Raw genomic sequence first — 15759 nt, forward strand, 5'->3', positions numbered from 1 at the left:
CCATGTATACATATTCGATTAATTAAGTATAAGAGTGACTTTGGGAATGATTAAAAGTGAATATTATAAATTACTTCGAGGCATGTCCATATTAGCTCAGCGACGCGAATACGCCATTGTCTAATGCAATACAGATAAACCCTACAAATTTAATGGGCCCAAATAAAAGATCATATTTTAATATGCTTACTATCAGAATATTGCAGAAATAGATTCTTCATTACTGATGTGTCGAATCGCTTCAGCGAGTATTGGCTGGGTCACTCAGGTGGCGCTTAATAATAACGGCAAATAATATTTGGACTAGTGAATCGATTTGGGCGGAAAAGGATTTAGCTCAAATCTAAGCTGCCAAAACACCCTAGAAATTGGGAAACTGTCAGCTCAGCTCAGCTCTGAGCTACTACACCCTATTCTTGCCCCGAATATAGGGCTATTTTAGTGAGCCAATTGCTTGAATTACAGCCCCAATCCCATGGTGATTAATCCCCTCATTTACCACTCGATCAAGAGCTTCAAGGTGGCGAAATGAAAAGTTAGGTAATTCTTTTATTAACGTTTCTTTTGAAATCATCATTGAAGCTACAGGAGGCCCCCCCGTTTTATATACTAGCTGCTCAGGTCTATAACCCTCTAGCAAAAAAACACCAGAAGGTTTAATTGCTAATTCAATTCGACTATATAAATCTTGCCTGAGTGTTGGTGGTAAGTGACAGTATATAGAGACAATACCGTCCCATTTACTTTCTCCAAGATCAAATGTTGCTAAATCGGCACAAATAGTTTCAATCACTACGTTATTTTCTTTAGCTAGCCTTTCTAATTTTTGGATGGCCACATTAGATATGTCTACCGCTGTTACCGAATACCCTAATTTGGTAAGAAAAACTGCATTTCTTCCTTCACCTTCAGCAAGTAATAACACTTTTCCTTTGGGGATTGCATCGTAATGACTTTTAAGAAAGTCATTCGGCAATTTCCCATAAACATATTCTTCTGTATCGTATATTTGATCCCACATATTAAATTCTCTATTTATGAAGCAAGTTTCGTTTACTTATATGCTAACAACTTCTCATAAGGAAAATTAACCTTGTTAGAACAAGATAATCTCACCCCTTTCTCCCATTGATTGTTTAACACCATATCACTCCTTTTTAGCAATTTCAGCACGATAGAACACAACTTGATAATCGAGTCATAAACGAAGGATGCGATGGCTGGTGGCAACAAGGAATGCCATGAACACAGTTTGCAATGACCGCTTTTTAAGCCTTAAGCGATGGAAAAACTAGGGGATGAGTCCTGTTATTCGGCGCACTTTTGGATTTGTTTGATTAACCATTGCAGGCTGTCTTGGCTGTCATACAGTTGGTGAGTGAAGATGCTCAGCGATAAATTGGGTAGGTCGGCGGGCAGTTGCACGATTCGAACTGGCAGCATTGTGGCAAGCTCCTGGGCGATTTGCAACGGCACACACATTAGGTAATGGGTGTTGGCAATCACCTTGGCGCCGGCGGCGTAACTTTGGATGGTGGTGGCAATCTGACGAGCCTGATGTTGTTTGAGTAACCAACGGTCGATGGGATCGGCACCGGAATTGATTAAGGGCAGGTGAACCTGAGGTGTTTGCACAAAAGTCTTTAGACTGAACTGTTCGGGGAAGCGACTCTGCTGCGCCACCAAGCCAACATAGGGGTCGCTCAGCCAGGGATAACGGCGATAATAACGCGGCATATCTTGCAGCTCGTCGACGCCTAAGATGAGATCGATACGGCCCTGCTCAATGCGTTCCATCTGGGTGTTTTCCGAAAGAATATCAATCGCGATCCGGATGTTCGGTGCATTGCTCTCCAGCATTTGAGTGAGTCGTGGTAGCGCAAAAAATTCGAAGTAATCAATGGCGCTGATATAAAAAGTTTTGGCATCCCGTTGCGGATCAAATGGCTTCATTTGATCGAAGGCCGTATCAATCGCCCTCAAGCCTTTTTGGATATTGGGCATCAGTGATAAGGCGAGTGGGGTGGGCTCCATGCCGCTTTGGGTTTTAATAAACAGTGGGTTGTTAAAGCGCTTGCGTAATTTTGCCAGCACATGACTGGCGGCCGATTGGCTCATATACAGTTTCTGGGCGGCTTTGGATAAGTTACGTTCTCGGTGTAGTACCACCAATAGGCGAAGTTGATTAATGTCGATATCCATCGTTATCGAACTCTCTCATATAGAAATGAAAAAAATGCATTTTTATTATAACCAAATCAAGTAGACAATGTGTCTCTGTTTTAAGCACTGAGGTTGGATAGTTGATGAGAAAGGTAAGCGTCGCCGCAACACAAATGTCTTGTTCCTGGCAAGTGAACGATAATATGGATAAAGCCGAGCGTTTAGTTCGCCAGGCCGCCGCGCAGGGCGCACAAATTATCTTGTTACAAGAGCTGTTTGAAACCCCTTATTTTTGTATCGAGATCCAAGAATCACATTTGGGTCTGGCCTCCGAGCTTGAAGATAATCTGGCCTTTCAGCGTTTAACCGCGCTCGCTAAAGAGTTACAGGTGGTATTGCCTTTTAGTTGGTTTGAAAGCGCCGGCAACGTGCGTTTTAACTCGGTGGCCATGATCGATGCCGACGGCAGTTTGCTTGGTATTTATCGCAAAACCCATATTCCAGACAGTGATGGATATTTGGAAAAGTACTATTTTAGCCCGGGAGATACAGGCTTTAAGGTCTGGCACACTCGCTACGCAAAAATCGGGGTGGGGATTTGCTGGGATCAGTGGTTTCCAGAAACCGCGAGAAGTTTAGCGCTGCAAGGGGCTGAACTGCTCTTATTTCCTACCGCAATTGGCAGTGAACCCAGCCAACCAGAGATGGATTCGCAAAGCCATTGGCAACGGGTGATGCAGGGCCACGCTGCGGCCAACCAAGTTCCGGTGATTGCATCGAATCGAATTGGTCGCGAGCAAGCGACATCACGCGATTTAGCACTGACTTTCTATGGCTCTTCGTTTATTGCCGACGAGACTGGCGAAATTGTCGTTAAGGCCGATCGTGAAACTGAAACGGTGTTGGTGCATCAGTTTGATCTGGATGCTATTGCATTTCAGCGCAGCGCCTGGGGCTTGTTTAGAGATCGTCGTCCCGAGCAGTATCCACATCTACTTACCCTTGATGGTCGCTTAAACAAATAATTTTAAATGGTGATGCTCCCTTGATTGGCTGTTGGTCAATCTGTGGGGAGATGGCAAGCCAAGCAATGAGGGAGCTATATATGAGTCAACAGCGAAAAACGCTGCCAGCGGAAGATGGTTTTAGCATGCCCGGTGAACACCAGCCACATAGTGAGGTATGGATGTCATGGCCGATGCGACCAGACAATTGGCGGATGGGCGCAAAGTATGCGCAGCAAGCTTTTGTTGCGGTGGCCAGTGCTATCGCTCGGCGAACGCCGGTGGTGATGTTGGTGAATCACGCCCAATATGCCAATGCGAGAATGCAACTACCAGCGCAGATTAAAGTGGTGGAAATGTCTTATAACGATTGCTGGATGCGTGACATGGGGGCAACCTATTTACTCAATCAAGCGCAGCAGCGTCGTGGAGTGAGTTGGCAATTTAATGCTTGGGGCGGCTTAGTCGATGGGCTGTACTTCCCTTGGGATCTCGACAATGCTGTGGCCGAGAAAATGTTGAACCTCACTGAGGATGATATCTATTGCGCACCTTTTATTTTGGAAGGTGGTTCGATCCACAGTGATGGCGAGGGTACCTTATATACGACCGAAGAGTGCCTACTTCACCCCAGCCGTAATCCGGGATTGTCTAAGCGACAAATTGAAACTCACTTGCAGAATTATCTTGGGATTGACAAGGTGGTTTGGCTGCCACAAGGTTTATATGACGACGAGACGAATGGCCATGTGGATAACATAATGCATGTGGTTAAGCCGGGAGAAGTGGTGCTTACCTGCTGTGATGATCCCAGTGACCCGCAATATGCCATCAGCAAGAAGGCCTATCAGGTTTTAAGCAGTCAAAGCGATGCCAAGGGACGAGCGATTAAGATACATCAGCTGCCGATGCCTGGTCCCCTTTATATGAGTGAGCAAGAAGCCGAAGGGATCGAGCCAAGTGCTGGGATGAAACGTCAGGCGGGAGAGCGCTTGGGGGCCTCTTATGCAAACTTTCTGATTAGTAATGGTCAGGTGATCTTTCCGCTGTTGGATGAACGCACCGATCAGCAGGCTCGGGATGTATTGCAACAGGCCTTCCCTGAACATCAGCTGATTGGCGTCGAGGCCCGCGAAATAGTGTTGGGCGGCGGTAATATTCACTGCATTACTCAACAAATTCCGCGCTCAAAGTCGCTTGCAGGGTGAGCGCTTTGCCAAGCCACTGCGCTAAGGCGGTGGCTCTCTGCTCTAAGCTCTAGTTTTGCGCTAAAAAGAATTGATAGGCGGCATTGCCGGTTTCATCTTTGTAGTCAAAACCGAGTTGTGCCAGATGCTGGGTAAAGGCTGCGGTATCGCTGTCTTGTAATTCGAAGCCGGCCAATACCCGTCCGTAAGCGGAGCCGTGATTACGGTAGTGGAACAGGGTAATGTTCCAATGGTTACCCAGTGTTTGTAAAAACTTGAGCAAGGCACCGGGTTGTTCGGGAAACTCAAAGCTAAATAGCCGCTCGTTTAATACTTTGCCGGGTTTGCCTCCCACCATATAACGCACATGCTGTTTAGCAAGTTCATCGTCGCTGAGATTGGTCACCGCATAGCCGCTGGTACTCAGGCTATCGAGCAAGGCCGGCAATTCTTGTTCGCTATTACTCACCCGAATACCAACAAAAATGCTGGCTTGTTGCTCATTGGCATAGCGGTAGTTAAATTCGGTAATGGCTCGTCCCCCGAGGTGTTCCACAAACTCGAGGTAAGCGCCCTGACGTTCGGGAATATTAACCGCCATTACCGCTTCTTTTTTCTCACCCAGCTCGGTACGCTCCGAGACATAACGCAGGTTATGAAAATTAACGTTTGCCCCAGATAAAATCGCCGCCAAGCGTTGGCCTTGTAAATTGTGTTGCTGGGCATAGGCTTTTAAACCCGCCAGCGCCAGTGCGCCGGAAGGTTCTGAAATGGCCCGGGTATCTTCAAAGATGTCTTTGACTGCCGCACAAATTTCATCGGAATTGACGGTGATCACTTCATCTAGATAGCGCTGGCAGAGCCGGAAGGTTTCTGTGCCAATTAGCTTGACCGCCACCCCATCGGCAAATAGCCCCACGCGTTCCAGCGGGGTTGGTTTGCCTGCGGCCAGTGCGGCGCTTAAACAGGCCGAGTCTTGCGCTTCTACCCCAATAATCTTGATCTGTGGCATCAGCTGTTTGATATATACGGCCACTCCCGCGGCGATGCCTCCGCCGCCTACCGGCACAAATATCGCGTTGAGGTGCATGTCTTGTTCCAGTAGCTCTTTGCCAATGGTGCCTTGTCCGGCGATTACATCCACATCATCGAAGGGCGGGATCAGGGTATAGCCGCGTTCAGCGGCGAGTTGTTTACTGTAGTGGCTGGCTTCATCGAAACTGTCCCCGATCAAACGTACATCGGCACCCATGGCACGCACCGAGTCTATTTTGATTTCTGGAGTGGTGGTGGGCATCACGATGATCGCATTAATATTGAGCCGTTGCGCCGACATTGCTACGCCCTGAGCATGGTTACCGGCCGAGGCGGCAATCACCCCGCGCTGACGCTGAGTCTCGCTTAATTGGGCGATTTTATTGTAGGCGCCGCGTAACTTAAAAGAGTGCACTGATTGGCGGTCTTCGCGCTTCAACAGAATTTGGTTGCCCAGTCGCTTGGATAATTTGGGAAGTTCTTGTAAGGGCGTTACCTGAGCGATTTCATAAACTGGGGAGAGTAAGATCCGGCGAAGGTAATCGTTGGCACTGGGTAAGGTTTGGGACATGGTAGTAACCTACAACTTGCATTAAATTAGCCCGGCGAACCGGGCTGAATATGACATCGAGAAAGGGCTTAGCCGAGTTTACTCTTATCGCGTACTGCACCCTTGTCGGCGCTGGTGGCGAAGTGAGCGTACATCTTCAATGAAGTGCTCACTTCACGCTCCCGTCCCACTGGGCGCCAGGCATCACTGCCTTTGGCTTGCATTGCGGCGTGGCGTGTGGCCAGTTGCTCTTCGCTTACTTCCAGTACAATGCTGCGCTCAGGGATGTTGATATCGATGATATCACCCTGTTCAACTAAACCAACCACGCCACCACTGGCTGCTTCTGGCGAAATGTGACCAATTGACAGACCCGAGGTACCGCCAGAGAAGCGACCGTCGGTTAGCAAGGCACATTTTTTACCTAAGCCCATAGATTTAAGGTAAGAGGTTGGGTAAAGCATTTCTTGCATGCCGGGGCCACCTTTTGGGCCTTCGTAGCGAATTAACACCACGTCACCCGCTTTGACCGTACCATCTAAGATCCCGGCAACTGCATCATCCTGGCTTTCAAAAATACAAGCCGGGCCGCGGAATACCAAGTTGTCGTCATCGACGCCAGCCGTTTTCACAATACAGCCGTCCAGGGCAACGTTTCCTTTTAAGACCGCCAGGCCACCTTCTAGGCTGAAGGCATTCTCCAAGCTACGAATACAGCCTTCGGCACGGTCGGTATCGAGTTCATCCCAGCGGCAATCCTGACTGAAGGCTTGGGTGGTGCGAATACCTGCAGGACCTGCGCGATAAAAATCTTTCACGGCCTGATCCTGAGTTTGCATTACATCCCATTTAGCCAGCGTTTCGGCGAGGGTTTCGCCCATGATGTTGGGCACCTCACGGTGAATGTGACCGGCGCGATCCAGTTCACCTAGGATGCCCATAATGCCACCGGCGCGGTGTACATCTTCCATATGGTATTTATTGGTTGAGGGGGCAACTTTACACAGTTGAGGCACTTTACGGGACAATTCGTCCATATGCTGCATGGTGTAATCTACGCCGGCTTCTTGAGCAATCGCGAGCAGGTGCAACACGGTATTGGTGGAGCCACCCATGGCGACGTCAAGAGTCATGGCATTTTCGAAGGACTCGAAGGTCGCGATAGAACGGGGTAATACGCTGGCATCATCTTGTTGGTAGTAGCGAGTGCACAAATCGACGATGCGTTTACCAGCATTTAAGAACAGTTGCTTGCGATCGGCGTGGGTGGCAAGCATTGAGCCGTTGCCCGGTTGGGCTAAACCGAGTGCTTCCGCTAGGCAGTTCATCGAGTTTGCGGTGAACATGCCAGAACAAGAACCACAGGTAGGGCAGGCGCTGCGTTCCACTGCTTCGCTGTCACTATCGGAAACATTCTTGTCGGCGCCCATCACCATGGCGTCCACCAAATCGAGTTTAATGATTTGGTCGCTCAGTTTGGTTTTACCAGCTTCCATTGGTCCGCCCGAGACAAAGATCACCGGAATGTTGATCCGCATTGCGGCCATTAACATCCCCGGCGTAATTTTGTCACAGTTAGAAATACAGACCATGGCATCGGCGCAATGCGCATTCACCATGTATTCAACCGAGTCAGCAATCAGATCGCGAGAGGGTAAGCTGTATAACATGCCACCGTGGCCCATGGCGATGCCATCATCCACTGCAATCGTATTAAACTCTTTGGCAACGCCGCCAGCGTCTTCAATTGCGCCTGCCACCATTTGACCAAGATCTTTTAGGTGAACGTGACCCGGGACAAACTGGGTGAATGAATTCACCACTGCGATAATCGGTTTACCGAAGTCTTCTTCTTTGGTTCCCGTTGCACGCCATAGGGCACGGGCTCCGGCCATGTTACGGCCTTCGGTTGTGGTGGCACTTCGCAGTTTAGGCATTGCTGTTTACTCCGTTAATCTGGTTTGCGTTTGCATATTTGGGTTTAGGCCATGACCACTTTGGCAGCGGGCATCACCTGTAATTGTTGTATGGTGACTTGCTCAACGTCGAATAATTTAATCAATTGATTATACAGCTGAGCGACCGGACGCTCACTGCTTACTGTGAGTTCAATTGAGTAAATTTTCGCGTTGAGTTCAATATTCATCGATTGTACTAAAAAACCGCGGTGACGTGTCACCCGTAATACACGTTCCAGTACATCGGCTTGGTTACGGGTTTCGATTGTGAGTGCATGTTCCATTAGCATTCCTCCATCATTTTGTCGTTGGCGACCCCAGGTGGTACTAGCGGCCATACATTCTCTTCGGCATCGATTAAAACGTGCAGTAGGTAGGGCCCTTGACTGTTGAGCATTCTATCTAAGGCAGCTGGGATCTCTATTTTATTGCAAATGGTTTCACCGGGAATATCGAAGGCGGAAGCCAATTTTACAAAATCAGGGTTGTCATCGAGGATGGTTTCACTGAAGCGACCATTAAAAAACAAGTTTTGCCACTGGCGTACCATACCCAAACGATTGTTGTCGATAAGCAGCATCTTGACCGGTAACTGAGCACGTTTAATGGTTGTCAGCTCTTGTACGTTCATCATGAACGAACCATCACCGGAGACATTAATTACGGTATCGTTGGGGCGGGCAAACTGAGCGCCAATGGCTGCTGGCAGGCCAAAGCCCATGGTCCCCAAACCGGCGCTAGACAGGTGGTTTTCGGGGCCGTTAAATTGCATGTGCTGGGCGACCCACATCTGGTGCTGACCCACATCGCAGGCAACCACGGTGTCTTGGTCGATCATTTGGCTGAGTTGATGCAGCATGCTGGGCGCGAAGATATGCTCGCCCGGATGGTCATAGCGCCAGGCAAAATCATGTTTACGTTGGGTGACCAGCTCGCGCCATGGCTGAATATCACACAAGCAGTACAGTGCCGGCAAGGTGAGTTTTAAGTCGCTGCTTAAGGCTACATCGGGTTCTCGGCGTTTACCAAACTCACTAGCATCAATATCGAGGTGGATCACTTTGGCGTGAGGGGCAAATTCATCGAGTTTACCAGTGACCCGATCGTCGAAGCGAGCCCCAATGACTAATAAGACATCGCATTCCTGAACGCTGAGGTTGGCGGCTTTGGTGCCGTGCATGCCTAACATGCCGAGGTAACAAGCTTGCTGCTCGGTGATGGCTCCAATGCCTTTGAGGGTGCTGACACTCGGGATCTGAGTGTAATCTAAAAACGCGCGTAATTCGCTAACCGCGTTCGCCATGCCGACGCCGCCGCCGACATAGACGATGGGCTGTTTGGCTTGACTGAGCAGGCGTTTCGCCTGCTTGAGTGCATCCGTTTCTGGAGGATTGGTCTGCAGGGCTGGGGCGAGGTAGGGCTGGCTCTCTTCAATTTCGGCTAACTGAATGTCTTTAGGCACATCGATTAACACCGGACCCGGGCGACCACTGGTGGCGATGACAAAAGCTTGTTCAATGGTGCGTTTGAGCTCGCTGATGTCGGTAACCATGAAGCTATGTTTGGTCACGGCCAGGGACATGCCTAAAACGTCGACCTCTTGAAAGGCGTCGGTGCCGATCACTGGCTGGGCAACCTGTCCAGTAATGGCCACCAGCGGAATTGAATCGAGCTGAGCTTCGGCAAGGCCGGTGACCAGGTTGGTTGCGCCGGGGCCAGAAGTGGCTATACATACCCCGACTTTGATGCCGCGGTTAGCGCCCGCTCTGGCGTAGCCCACCGCCGCCATTGCTGCGCCCTGCTCATGGCGGGTCAGCATATGTTTAATGCCTCCGTCGTAGAGCGCATCGTAGAGCGGCATAATTGCGCCCCCCGGATAACCAAAGACTTGTTCTACGCCCTGTTCTTTTAGAGCCGCTACAATTTGTTGAGCACCATTCATTCCCATTTCCTTTCCGCCGTTAACAAAAAACCCCCGAGCTTTGCAGCGCGGGGGTTTGGTGTTGTTTGCTTATTTCAGTTACAACAGCGCATCCCCGCGCGGTGATAAAATAATCACCACAAGGACGACGCTAATGACTAGAGCAACTGAAAAAGACATATTTAATAATTTTCCTCGAACAATAGGCTACAAGTATCACAGGATAAAATATGATTCAAGCTTGCTTTTCTTCCGCAAAGTTCCGCTAGCTGTTGGATAAATAAACGAATTGTAGTTTGATTTGCTAATTAAGTGTGATTCATTAGTTCTATATTCCAATTTGTTGTTTTTTACTGGTTATTTATATTGCATTTACAGCATAAAATTAAGTCGATTTTTCTTGGTATTAATTCATTTTTTAGTGGGAGGGGTGGCTGCTGGGGCAATCAGTGAGGGTTTTGGGCATCGCTGATAAACATGCTAATGTGAGACATATCTGTATTGTATTTAAGGATATGCCATGACCGAAAAAGAAAAGATGTTAGCTGGTAAGCTGTATTTGGCCTTTGATGGCGAATTGGTTGAGGAGCGACACGAGGCGAAGTCTTTATGTTACGAGTTAAATCTACTGCATCCAGAAGAAGACCTGCGGTCGGAAGTGCTGGCAGAACTGCTGCCAAACAGCCTTGACCCATGGATTGAGCCCACATTTTTTTGTGATTATGGTTATAACATTACTACCGGAAAGAATTTCTACGCGAATCATGGTTGTGTGATCCTCGATGGCGCTCCGGTAACCATCGGTGATGACGTGATGTTTGCCCCAGCAGTACATATCTCTACGGCGACACATCCTTTAAATAGCCAACAACGCTTAGCGGGATTAGAGCGTGCTTTGCCAGTCATCATTGGAGACCGGGTATGGGTAGGCATGGGAGCGAATATTTTACCGGGGGTGAACATTGGCGACGATGCCGTGATCGCCGCCGGGGCGCTGGTAAATAAAGATGTTGTAGCCAGAACGGTGGTGGCTGGCGTACCTGCCCGGTACGTACGAGACGTTCCCGAGCAAGCAGAAGATTAGCTCGGTGTAGGTAGAGCCTTAGGATTCGCTTTGTTTCACCACATTAAAGTTGTTCCAGGCCTGCGAGCAGGGCATCACTTCTAAGCTGTTAATGTTGATGTGGGCGGGTTGGTTGACGATCCAATAAATAATATTGGCAATATCTTGCGGTTGCAGTGCATTGCTGTTGCCATACAGCTGGTCATATTTTTGTTGGTCGCCGGCAAACCGTACCAAGCTGAATTCACTTTCCGACAGACCCGGCTCGAGGCTGGTGACTCGCACGCCAGTTCCCACTAAATCGCAGCGCAAATTCCGCGAAAACTGCGCTACAAAAGCCTTCGACGCGCCGTAAACATGGCTGCCGGGATAGGGCCAGTTAGCAGCAATCGAGGCCAAGTTAATCACTGAGGCGACTGGTTGCTGGCTTAAGCTTGGCAGTAAGGCGTGAGTCACATTCACCAGCCCGGTGACGTTGGTATCGATCATGGTGTGCCAGTCGCTTAATTTGGCCTGTTGGCTTGGGTCGGTGCCCAGAGCTAAACCTGCATTGTTGATTAGCACACTTACTTGCTTGAAATTTTCTGGTAAGTCGGCGACTAAATCGGCCACTTGCTGGCTGTCGCGTACATCCAGGCTGGCGTAGTGAACCGGGCATTGCGAGCCCAACTCATCGGCTAGCTGGGCTAAGCGCTCCAGGCGTCGTCCGGTGAGGATCAGCGGCCAGCCATGCTGAGCAAATAACTTGGCGCAGGCCAGACCAAAGCCCGAAGTTGCACCGGTAATGAAGACGCAGTTGTTCATAGTTAATTCCTTGTTTTCATGCTGAGCTGCAGAGGGTCGCCCTCGTCACGCTAAAGGGCTTATTTGATGAAGCTCAGCTTAACGAAGTTAGTTCTGCTCGTTATAGAGCCAAAAGGTTGAACCGAAGGGACCAAGGCACCGACCGTATCGTGAGTGAGAAAAAGCTTGAAGATGTCGTACTTTCGCACTGCTAAGGGCGCTTCGCGTTACACATTTACATCCCAGGATTCGGTGGGGCAATGGTGCGACGTTAAGCCCAGGGCTATGGCGTTTTGAATCCAGATTGGCAGAGGGGGCGATTCCCTTAGGTTAAACATTACCGAAGTAGACTATTTGGCTGCAGGGGCTCGCGTGCATTTTTACTTTATGCTTCGGATATCTTGGGCTTATCAAAATGCTGCAACACAAAATCTACGAGTAGTCTCACCCGGAGTGGTAAGTTATTTCGGTCACGATATAACATTGATAGGGTACGGGCTTGGCTGCGCCATTCTGGGAGCACTTGCTTTATTTCTCCTCGCTCAATCATCGGCAAAGCAAAATAATCTGGAATATAACCAATACCTAATCCAGCTTTCACGGCATTTGTCATTAGCAATATTTCATTCACCTCTAGGCGCACTGATTGAATCGGATGGTGATTAAACTCTTCCCCACTGGCCTTGTGAACGAGTTGCCAAGGAATCATAGGACGGCAGATCACCGTTGAATGGGCGCATAGTTGCTGGGGCTGGGTGATGTTGTAGCTTGGGTGCTCTGGATGACAGCATAAGATAAAGTGTATCTGTTTTAGGGGGCGGATGATCCAATGTTCAAGGGCCGGATTACCGACCCGAAAAGCCACGTCTACCGCTGCTGCTTCAATATCCGTTAAGGCATTTGAAAAACTTAAATCTAATTTGATATCAGGGTATTGCAATAAGAAATCATAGAAGATTGTTTGTAAAAACTGTGCGCCAGCATTGACGGGTGCGGTGATTCTAATTTTGCCTTTAGGTTGATGCTTTTCTTGATGTAGATCTTCATCGATATCATTCAGTTCCTCAAATAAAGAACTTGAACGTTGAAAATACTGCTCGCCAGTATGAGTTAAGGAGACACGATGTGCATCTCTATTCAATAGTCTTAATTGGAGATTTTGTTCCAATTGGCTAATTCTTCGGCTTAAGGTCGATAGGGGCATCCCTAAGTGGTTTGCGGCTTGTTTGAAGCTGCCAAGTTGAGCTACGGCACAAAAACAACGTAAATCGTCAAGAGAATAAGTAGGTTTCATAAATGGAATTTACCGTCTTAGTTTTGCTTCTTTATCCAGATAATAAAATCAATACACTATGCTTCATGTTTTGACAAGTCGCTAGGAGTGACCATGACTTTTTCTTCCACTACCAAAGCAGTTGTGTTGCTTGTTTTCTGTACCTTTTTTTGGGGGAGTTGCTTTCCTATTGGTAAACATGCATTAAATGAAGTGCATGCTTTAACCTTGGTTTTTTGGCGATTTGTAATTGCAGCAGGGTGTTTACTTATTTATTTGCTGTGGGCTGACATGCAGAAACTGAGTCTATCTTTAAACCAGTGGCTATGGGTGGTTACGGTCAGTGTAATCGGTGTGGGTGGGCTTAACTTAGGTTTATTTACTGGACTAACTTATACCAATGCAGCCAATGGCTCACTGATTATGGCTTTAAGCCCATTAATGACCTCGCTGATTGCTTGTATTGTGTTACGTAAATTACCATCTTTTGCGCAATGCCTTAGCTTGTTGGTTAGCTTATCGGGAGTCTTGTTGGTGGTCACCAATGGGCATCTTGAAACGCTCGTATCAATGAAAATTAACCATGGCGATAAACTGATATTTTTGGGGATGCTGGCTTGGAGCCTGTATACCTACTGTAGCCAAGGGATCAGCCGTTGGATGCCGGTTATTCCATATACCTTGCTTGGGATGCTGAGTGGTGCTTCTGTGATTGGTCTGATGTGCTTGCTTACTCCCAATGTTCATCCGCTCACTGAAGTGCTTGAAGGCTCTTTGCTGAGTGTTCTGGATCTAGTATATATTGGTGTTTTTGGCACCGTTGCCGGGTACTTGCTGTGGCTGAATGGGGTTCGTCATCTCGGTGCATCGAATGCCTCGCTGTTTTTCAACCTGGTTCCGATATTTGCTGTTTTCACTTCGTTCCTGATGGGGCAGGCGGTCACTCAGCTTCAATTACTAGGTATTTTAATTGTGATTGCGGGACTGTTGCTCCCACGCCTGATGTTGTTAAAACGAGCACCTGTCCAGCTATAATGCCGAATCACAAAAGGTGCTTTAAAGATAGTTGGAGGGTGCTCAGCAAAGAGACGTGAATTTTGGATAATCTTTGCAAGCACCCTTGCTTGGCTAGGCGTGCTTGGCGAGCTTGCTGTGCTGTAATTGCTTGAGCACATTGCCGAGTTGCGCCAGGCCAGTTTCAATTTTGCTGTTTTCAATTGCTGAAAATCCTAAACGAATATAATTTTTGGGCGCATGCTCTTCGGCAAATAGGCTATCGCCAGATTCCACTAAAATCCCCTGTTTTGCTGCTTCGATGACCAGTTCTGTACTTGCGACATTGCTTGGTAATGCCAACCAAAAGCAGAAACTTCCTGGGGTGGCGTGCAGTTCGCATTGACCCAGGTGCTGTTGTAAGCCCTGATACATAAATTGCCATTTCTGTTCATAAACATGGCGCATTCGGCGCACATGACTATCGTAATAGCCTTGACCAATAAATAGCGCGGCGGTGCGCTGGTTATTGGCGGGCGGGTGACGGTACATCAGCCGGCGCAGTGCACGCAATTCTGCGACCAGTTGTTTATTGGCAACAAGGTAGCCAAGCCGTAAGCCCGGAGAGAGTGATTTAGATAGGCTACCGATGTAGATGACTCGACCATGTTGGTCGATACTTTTGAGCGCTGGTAGAGGTTGTGCCTTAAAGTTTACTTCACTCTCATAATCATCTTCAATTAGTACAAAATCGTCCGCATTGGCCTGTGCTAAAAGCGCCTTGCGTCGTTCAATGGGCATGGTGACTGTTGTTGGGTATTGATGGCTGGGTGTAATACAGACATAGTCACACTGACTTAGTTGTGGACCTAATTGCAGGCCTTGTTCATCGAGAGTTAATGGGATGGGGCGCGAACCACACTGATTAAAAATATGTCGTTGATCGGCATACCCAGGATTCTCGACCCCCACCTTAACGTCCTCTGTGACTAATAATGAGGCGAGCAGGTACAGTGAGTTTTGAGTGCCAAGGGTGATCAGAACTTCTTCGTTGCTGGCGGTAATGCCACGCTTGGATAAGATCTGTTGGCGTATTTGGGTGACTAATTCTTTATCGTCGACGTCGATGTAATCTTCGACCCAGTCTTGTACGCAATTACGGTTTTGCGCGATCCGCGAACATTCACGCCATTGATAGATTGGAAAGTGGCTTGGTTCTATTTGTCCATAAATGAAGGGATAGGGGTAGCGTAGCCAATTTTTATCTTTATTTAAGGTGCTAAAAGATGCTGGGGTGCTGCGTAGCCTTTGTTGCCAATTTACCTGAGTCTGGTCCAATGCTGGGCGAGATTGCACCAATTTGAGAGCGGGTTGTTGCGCTAATTCGGGGTTGACATAAAAGCCGCTCCGCTCATGTGCGATTAAGTAACCTTCATCCACCATGCTCTCGTACACCAAGACTACGGTGTTGCGCGATACCTTGAGTAGCTGAGCGAGCTTACGGCTTGAAGGAAGCGCCTTGGCGCCAAAGTAGTCATGTTGAATTAGCTCGACTAATCGCTCTCTGATTTGCTGTTGTAAACTTCTACCTGGGCGAAGTTCAATGTTCATCATCAAGTCATTCATGCCATACATCCTATGAAACTCGCTAGAGATATTATCGTTCTCTGCGCTTTACAGGTGATTGTCTGCAATTTATTGGCCAAATTGACGGATTATCGTTTGTGATTTCTTGGACCTGCAATTGAAAAAAATTGGCCCTATAGCTGGTTTTTTACAGGCAGTAACTTAAAACAACACGCATCGTGTCAGGTTCAACAAGGAGTTAA

Annotated in this window: 13 protein-coding genes; 4 read left to right on the top strand and 9 right to left on the bottom strand. The window is 48.2% G+C overall.

Features of this window, described 5'->3' with window-relative positions:
* Nucleotides 1-433: 433 nt before the first annotated feature.
* Entirely contained in the window at nucleotides 434-1021 is a 588-nt protein-coding gene (locus tag ACRRSY_RS01910) for a class I SAM-dependent methyltransferase (protein ID WP_432464271.1), read from the bottom strand.
* Between the two features lie 287 nt (nucleotides 1022-1308).
* Complete coding sequence (locus tag ACRRSY_RS01915) at nucleotides 1309-2202, bottom strand: LysR family transcriptional regulator (RefSeq protein WP_432464272.1); 894 nt, start codon at nucleotides 2200-2202, stop codon at nucleotides 1309-1311.
* A gap of 104 nt (nucleotides 2203-2306) precedes the next feature.
* On the opposite strand from ACRRSY_RS01915, the gene aguB reads away from it, so the two are divergent.
* Both aguB and aguA read left to right on the top strand, forming a co-directional pair.
* Nucleotides 2307-3188, top strand: a complete 882-nt coding sequence (gene aguB / locus ACRRSY_RS01920) for an N-carbamoylputrescine amidase (protein ID WP_432460728.1) — start codon at nucleotides 2307-2309, stop codon at nucleotides 3186-3188.
* Nucleotides 3189-3268: 80 nt separating this feature from the next.
* Entirely contained in the window at nucleotides 3269-4375 is a 1107-nt protein-coding gene (aguA, locus tag ACRRSY_RS01925) for an agmatine deiminase (RefSeq protein ID WP_432464273.1), read from the top strand.
* Between the two features lie 49 nt (nucleotides 4376-4424).
* On the opposite strand, the gene ilvA is transcribed toward aguA, so the two are convergent.
* The 4 genes from ilvA to ilvG all read right to left on the bottom strand — a co-directional run bounded on the left by ilvA (nucleotide 4425) and on the right by ilvG (nucleotide 9839).
* A complete protein-coding gene (ilvA, locus tag ACRRSY_RS01930) occupies nucleotides 4425-5960 on the bottom strand; it encodes a threonine ammonia-lyase, biosynthetic (RefSeq protein ID WP_432464274.1) in 1536 nt (511 codons plus the stop codon).
* Nucleotides 5961-6028: 68 nt separating this feature from the next.
* Nucleotides 6029-7876, bottom strand: a complete 1848-nt coding sequence (gene ilvD / locus ACRRSY_RS01935) for a dihydroxy-acid dehydratase (RefSeq protein WP_432464275.1) — start codon at nucleotides 7874-7876, stop codon at nucleotides 6029-6031.
* Nucleotides 7877-7920: 44 nt separating this feature from the next.
* Nucleotides 7921-8181 (bottom strand): acetolactate synthase 2 small subunit, encoded by a 261-nt coding sequence (gene ilvM, locus ACRRSY_RS01940; protein ID WP_432454872.1) that lies wholly within the window; start codon nucleotides 8179-8181, stop codon nucleotides 7921-7923.
* Nucleotides 8181-9839: an acetolactate synthase 2 catalytic subunit gene (ilvG, locus tag ACRRSY_RS01945; RefSeq protein WP_432454871.1), complete on the bottom strand. Its 1659-nt coding sequence runs from the start codon at nucleotides 9837-9839 to the stop codon at nucleotides 8181-8183. Before ilvG ends, ilvM begins: the two co-directional genes overlap by 1 nt.
* 499 nt (nucleotides 9840-10338) lie before the next feature.
* Here ilvG and ACRRSY_RS01950 point away from each other — a divergent pair, with 499 nt between their 5' ends.
* Nucleotides 10339-10902 (top strand): sugar O-acetyltransferase, encoded by a 564-nt coding sequence (locus ACRRSY_RS01950; RefSeq protein ID WP_432454870.1) that lies wholly within the window; start codon nucleotides 10339-10341, stop codon nucleotides 10900-10902.
* 18 nt (nucleotides 10903-10920) lie between these two features.
* Here the strand turns inward: ACRRSY_RS01950 and ACRRSY_RS01955 are convergent, their stop codons facing one another.
* Both ACRRSY_RS01955 and ACRRSY_RS01960 read right to left on the bottom strand, forming a co-directional pair.
* Entirely contained in the window at nucleotides 10921-11685 is a 765-nt protein-coding gene (locus tag ACRRSY_RS01955) for an SDR family oxidoreductase (RefSeq protein ID WP_432454869.1), read from the bottom strand.
* A gap of 364 nt (nucleotides 11686-12049) precedes the next feature.
* Entirely contained in the window at nucleotides 12050-12958 is a 909-nt protein-coding gene (locus ACRRSY_RS01960) for a LysR family transcriptional regulator (RefSeq protein ID WP_432454868.1), read from the bottom strand.
* Between the two features lie 93 nt (nucleotides 12959-13051).
* Between ACRRSY_RS01960 and ACRRSY_RS01965 the strand changes: the two genes are divergently transcribed.
* Nucleotides 13052-13972: a DMT family transporter gene (locus ACRRSY_RS01965; protein ID WP_432454867.1), complete on the top strand. Its 921-nt coding sequence runs from the start codon at nucleotides 13052-13054 to the stop codon at nucleotides 13970-13972.
* A 93-nt stretch (nucleotides 13973-14065) separates the two neighbouring features.
* Here the strand turns inward: ACRRSY_RS01965 and ACRRSY_RS01970 are convergent, their stop codons facing one another.
* Nucleotides 14066-15556, bottom strand: a complete 1491-nt coding sequence (locus tag ACRRSY_RS01970) for a PLP-dependent aminotransferase family protein (RefSeq protein ID WP_432460735.1) — start codon at nucleotides 15554-15556, stop codon at nucleotides 14066-14068.
* Between the last annotated feature and the right edge of the window lie 203 nt (nucleotides 15557-15759).

It is taken from the genome of Agarivorans sp. QJM3NY_33, from assembly GCF_050870865.2.
GTDB lineage: Bacteria > Pseudomonadota > Gammaproteobacteria > Enterobacterales > Celerinatantimonadaceae > Agarivorans.